Source organism: Aidingimonas halophila (assembly GCF_900106955.1).
In the GTDB taxonomy this organism is placed as follows: Bacteria; Pseudomonadota; Gammaproteobacteria; order Pseudomonadales; family Halomonadaceae; genus Aidingimonas; species Aidingimonas halophila.
Genome location: NZ_FNNI01000015.1, coordinates 1 through 5,631, shown reverse-complemented (window position 1 = coordinate 5,631; position 5,631 = coordinate 1). Strand labels below are relative to the sequence as shown.

At 62.7% G+C, this 5,631-nt stretch carries 2 protein-coding genes and 2 pseudogenes; all 4 read right to left on the bottom strand.

Annotation, left to right across the window (positions count from 1 at the left end):
- Window positions 1-864: pseudogene (locus BLW01_RS18210) on the bottom strand (hypothetical protein); the annotation flags it as partial.
- On the bottom strand, window positions 861-4,457 hold the full coding sequence (locus BLW01_RS18205; RefSeq protein WP_092572444.1) for a hypothetical protein: 3,597 nt from the start codon (window positions 4,455-4,457) through the stop codon (window positions 861-863). The gene BLW01_RS18205 and the pseudogene BLW01_RS18210, both read right to left, overlap by 4 nt.
- A 30-nt stretch (window positions 4,458-4,487) precedes the next feature.
- The gene (locus BLW01_RS18200) at window positions 4,488-5,291 is read right to left on the bottom strand and encodes a DUF4123 domain-containing protein (RefSeq protein ID WP_092572442.1); all 804 of its coding nucleotides are present in this window, start codon (window positions 5,289-5,291) and stop codon (window positions 4,488-4,490) included.
- A pseudogene (locus tag BLW01_RS18195) lies at window positions 5,291-5,631 on the bottom strand (DUF2345 domain-containing protein); the annotation flags it as partial. The pseudogene BLW01_RS18195 and the gene BLW01_RS18200, both read right to left, overlap by 1 nt.

The following is a 5,631-nucleotide window of genomic DNA, read 5'->3' as shown; positions in this document are numbered from 1 at the left end:
CAGCGGCTGGCTGACGTCCATATAACGGCTCAGCATGTCCCACATGGCGTAGCGCTCGGCGATGCTGCCGGTATCGGTGGGGAAGGTGAACTCCAACGGCAAGCCACTGCGCTTGTCCTTGCTGAACTGCGGATAGCGGTGGCGCACCTTGAGGGTATGGTACTGGTTACCCTTCATGTCCGCGCTCATTTCGATAAAGGCATCGAACTCGTAGAAAGGAAAGTTGCCCTGGAAGCTCTTGACCAGGCCGGAGCGTCGACAGAAGGCGACATCATTCGACCAGTTCTTGTTGCTCTTGTAGAAAAGGATGCTGTATTTCTCAAATAGACCTTTAAATATGGTTGCCACACCACAGAGTAAAAAAAAAGACAACGGAACCAAAAGCCCATCATATGGAAATGGCTCATCTGGGTTTACAAAAAAGGCAGAAACCAACAACAAGAGCAAAACAAATACACCTATTGCTGAAATAAACCACCCCCCCCCCTTTCCTCCTCCAGGGCCAATAAAACTAAGAAGGTGCGTCCAGAAAACGAACCAGAAGCGAAAGAAGCGATAGATCAAGCTGATGTCTTCGTCGACAAACTGAGACCAGCGCATTTCATTGATCATGCTGTGATCATGATAATCTTCCTCTCCCATGTATTTATATTCACGATACCAAGACCCTGAATACTCATACTCAAACTCAGAGGGGTTGACGCCGATATAGTGTCCCCAGGGCAGGCGCGCCATATCGAAGGCATCACCCAGCTTGCCCAGTTTTCCCTTGGGTGGCGGCGGCGCCTGGCGCGGGATGCGGTCGGCCGTGAAGGCCGTCTCCTCGTATCCTTCCTGTTCTTCCGGCTGCGCAGCGTTGGTCATGTCCTGCCTCCTTGCTTGTTCCAGCGCCAGGTCAGGCTTGCCGGCTGCGCCAGCAGACTGACCCGGTCGTTCAATGCCCGATGTTTTCGCTCGGCGGGGTCCCAATAATCGATGGTCCCCTCGCCCTCGACGTCTTCCAGGCGCAGCCGTACCAGCGACTCCCCTCGATGGTAGGCATTCTGAAACTCGGGCTCATGGCGGAAGCTCGCTTGATTGGCCGCGAGCCAGTCGGCGGGCACGTCGCCGAACCCCGGCACTCTGGGCACGCCCATTCGCCGCCACTTCTCCGGCAAACTCAGGCCAAGATATCTCACCGTGGGATCGTCGGGGTCTCGCCGATCAGCCTCTACCAGGAGCCGACGTCGGTCCATGGGCGCATACTGATAGGTGAACCGCCTATCCGGCACCGGGGCCGAGTACCCGGCCATCAGATGGGGGATAGACAAGGAGAACTCGCCATAGCGCAATGCAGGGCAGGTCAGGCGGATGGCGATATCGCAGTCGCGGAAGCGGGGATCGATATCGATCAGACCCCGAGGCAGCACCAACTCGAAGTGGGCCTGGAAAAGCCCCTGCAATAGCTGGACATATGCCTCGTTGGGCGATGCCGAGCGGAGAGAGGCAAGGTAATCGCGCTTGTCTGCCTGGCGCGCATCGCCCTCGGCGTCCTCAGCCAAATCCCGGAGCCGGCCGGCCAGCTCATCCCGCTCATGTCCGAAGGGGCCATAGCGCACCCAGAGGGAAAAGCGGTCGTCACGACTGTTGGTCGCCATGTATTGGCAGACCAGCGCCACTCCGAGGCTGACCAGCATCGCCGGCACCGGCCGCGGCGTGCCCACCAGTCCCAGCAGGCCGTTCAGGAAACGATTACGCACCAGTTGCATCCTGGCGGCGTTCGCCAATCCCTGGCCATAGCCGGAGCCAACGTAACTACCTACGGCAATCGCACCACTGGCGCCCGCCGTCCACTTTGCCGAGTCTTTCAGCCCTCGTTGAGAGAGCTGGTAGGCATCGATAGCCACCAGTGTTGCCGTAAAGAGCCCAGCACCAAAGGCCATCCCCCCTCGGACCTGGCCGGCCTGGCCCATAGCTCTACGCCAGTCCACATCTGTGATAAAGCGTATATCAAGAAACTGATTGGCCTGGATGGCCCAACCCCAGCGAACATTGGCCAGCTTAAGGCCCTGCAAGGTCAGCAAGGAAGCATCAATGGTGGCACTAGCTGCTTTAAGAAGGTTTTCAGCAGTCCCCTTTTGCAGAGCGTCACCAATGCTTGAAACCAGATTGTACGTCTCCAGCACCGCCAACCCCGACCAGAGCCCGATATAGCCACTCTGGGTCCAACGATAGGCTTGCTCGCTGGTCACCTGCCCCGACACCCGATGCGGCCGAGCGGCGGCGGCGGAACTGGCGACCGCTTCGCCCCCCAGCGCATTACTCGCCGAAGCCGCCTGAAGGGCGACGCCTCCCTGAGCCATCTCCTCGATCAGCGGGCGAATCTCATCGGGCAGCATCATGACGATACGCCCATTCCGGTCGGTCACCCGAATGGGCAGCCCTCCCATCATTGCCCCCTTGAGATCGGCGAGATCCGAGGCCAAGGTCAGGGAGATCCGCTGCTCGCCCAGCTTGTTGCGCGACCAGGCAGTGAGCAAACCGGGTAGCACGGCAGTCGCCACGGCTTCCGTGCCATTCAGGGCAGTGCGCACCTGACTCATGGCCAGCCCGAGATCGCCGGCCTCCTCGTCGAGGCGCTGCTGGTGGGCGATCAATGCGTCGCCCGTCGGCGTGGCCACGTCGCCGGCCTGGTCAGCCACCCGGGTACCGCCCTGGGTGATTTTGGTCAGGTCGCGGGCATAGGTCGCCCCCCAGCCGTCGTCTTTCCGATTTTCGGGCGCGAACAACAGATAGGCCAGGGGGTGCGACGCCTCGAGGAATAGCGCATCCAGCGCCTGGCGGCACCTGGGCGGCGCCTGAAGCGTATCGGCTTCTTCAGGGTTGGCCTTGGGGTCGAGGCAATCCATGCCCGCCATCAGCGGATCGAGGCATTGCGACAGGCAGGCATAGGGTTCGAGGTGATTGATATCGTCGAAGGGCATGGCATCGCGTAGTGCAGCACCGAAGGCACCTGGCGAGGCATCCTCAAGCATCTCGACCAGCGACGTCAGTCGCTCGTCGATGCGCAGGCGAGTCAGACGACGTTCCTCTTCCTTGGTCAAGCGGGCAAACAGGCTCTCCCGGGAACGATCGAGACGTCTATCGAACCACTCGTCGAGGTAGACCGGATTCTCCTGGCCATCGGGGCCGTTTGGCATGAAGCAGTTGGCCAGCACCAGTTCCGCCGACTTGCCATGAGGGTGGTATTTCATGCCCTCGGAGAGCACCCAGAGCAGTTCCTGGCTAGCCTGGATGTCGCCGATCAACTGGTCGACGGCCAGTTTCGGGTCGCGCAGGAAGATTGCGCACAGTTGCTGGTCCCTGAGCGGCGCCAACACATCCTCACCACTTTCCGGTGCCGGGATCAGGGTGAGCGAGGCATCGCCGGCACGGTCCTCGTCGCTGCGGCGAGCGTTGTTCCACTGCTGTACCAGGGTCGATCTCAGGGCCGGGGCGAAGTCCCGCTGGCGGCGGCGCATATCGATTTCCGGCACCGATGCCTCTTGCTCATCGGACTCGAAGAAGGCCCGCTCATCCTCCAGTTGCTGGACAAGCCCCGCCCAACGCTCTCCCGAGACATCTTCCAGATAGTCGCGAGCGCTGCCCCTGGCCTGCTCGTAGAGCGGGTCGCGCTCGCGCATGGGCGGCAGCCATTCCAGGGCTGCCTTGCCCTGCGTCTCATCGCGGCCCATCTCCAGACCATACTCATACTGGTTGCGCAGGTTACCGTCGAGCATGGCTGCCACGGCGGTGGTGTTCAGTGGCAACGGCTGAGCACGCTGCCCGATGCGCGTCGGCTCGGCTTCGAGCTCGATGACATGCGCCCAAGGCCAGGGGTGGTCCGAATAGGCCAGGCGCACGTCCGCCGTCTCACCATCCAGGCGCAACGGCAGGTGCAGGTTTGAAAGCTCAGGCCCGGTATACTCGCGCACCACCGGCACCTCACCCTGTCGGCGATAGCCCGCCACATCGCTATCGATGAAGACCGGCGCCTTGCCCGGCTCGACGCGGATGGCCAGCTCACGGATCAGGCGTCCGTCGAGGAACACGTACAGAAAGCCACCACGGCAAGGGCCGGCGGCGATCTCCTCGTGATCCAGGTACTGCATCGGCACGCAGGAGACCATCAGGTGGTGCTGAAAGTCTCGCCGCTTGGGGACGAGGCCGGTCCGGGTGACCTCGCCCTCTGGCAACAGCTCGATCTCGATGTCGCCGACGCACTGCACGAGGCGAACATCGGCCAGCTCGTCTTCCAGATACTCGTCGGCGGTCTCGACGATGGGCCCATAGCGCCCCTCGGAGGCACGATCTTCGGCCAGCGCTTCGACGCGTTGATCGTCCCGATAGAGCGCATAGGTATTCTGCTCGTTATCGGCGTGGCGACCGGTGATCTCGAGATAGAGCTTGCGGGGGCGGCAGGCGTGATTCGATGACATTCCCTGTTTCCTCATTCCCTGATGGCCTGGCTATTCCGTGGATGCCAGCCGTTGCATGCGAGCGCGGAATTCGTGCAGCGAGGCGGCGTCTCGTTCGGCCTCGGCCAGCGCCTGAACCGCCTTGCGCACCGGAAGGCGTTGTGCGATCACGCCATGCCAGTAGTGTTCCAGCTCCCGCCACAGCGTGGAGATGCTGTCGTCGTCCCCGTGCAACGCATGGCGGTCCAGCGCCTCGGCCAGCACCGGCATGAGCCGCGTCAGCTGCTGGAGTCCGGACAGACGCCCTACCGTTTCCGCCGTGAGCGTCACCGGCAAGGGCGCGCTGCCCACCTCGGCCTGGCCCGACGCGGCGGACTCGAATAGCCAGCCGTCATGGCATCGACAGATCGGCCAATGCCAGCGCGAACCGCTGCCGAGCATGGCAGACCGGTAGGCCCGGCTCAGCAGCCCTTCCCCCAGCAACAGGTGCAGTACCATCGGCTCATGAAAGCGCAGCAACCCCTCGCCCTCCGGCTCGAGTCGTGCCGTGACGAAGCCGGCCAGGTGCGCCTGCATCTCACCGATCGGCAGCGGTGCATCGATGACGACCGACGCCAGATCGCCCCAGGCGTCCAGCCACTCGGCCAGAAACGCCGGCGCCTCGGTCACGTCCAGCAGGATCGGACCGGCATCCTTCAGAGCATCGTGGGTCGTTCCTTCGTAGAGCCAGCGAAACGCGGGAGACTCTACCGCCTCGTAAAATCGACGCAACACCTCGTGCTCCGGCAGGCTGGCGGTCTCCACCAGCCAGTAACGCCGCCCTGCTGCCTCCGGCAGCCCCAACGAATAGCGCATCAATCCGACCTGTTACGACACGGGCAGTCCGCCAGGGGACAACTGCCATCGCTCTGCTTCTGGCAGAGCTGCACGACGCTGGCCTCCTCGGCCGACGCTGACAGCAGAGCCTCGTGAGTAATGGGCTCGATCGCCTCATGCGTTTCTTCGCCCGCTTCACCCGGCCGCAGCGGTGCCTGGGCGCTCTGCCCGGTGCCCGAGCCGGGGCTGCCGCCGGCATTGACCTTGACGCTGGGGCCTCCGATGGTGATGCCGCCGCCGTCGACCTTGAGGAAGCTGCCCCCGGCGTTGAGGGTGAGTTCGTCGCCGGCTTCCAGCACCACCTGCTGGCCGGCCTGGA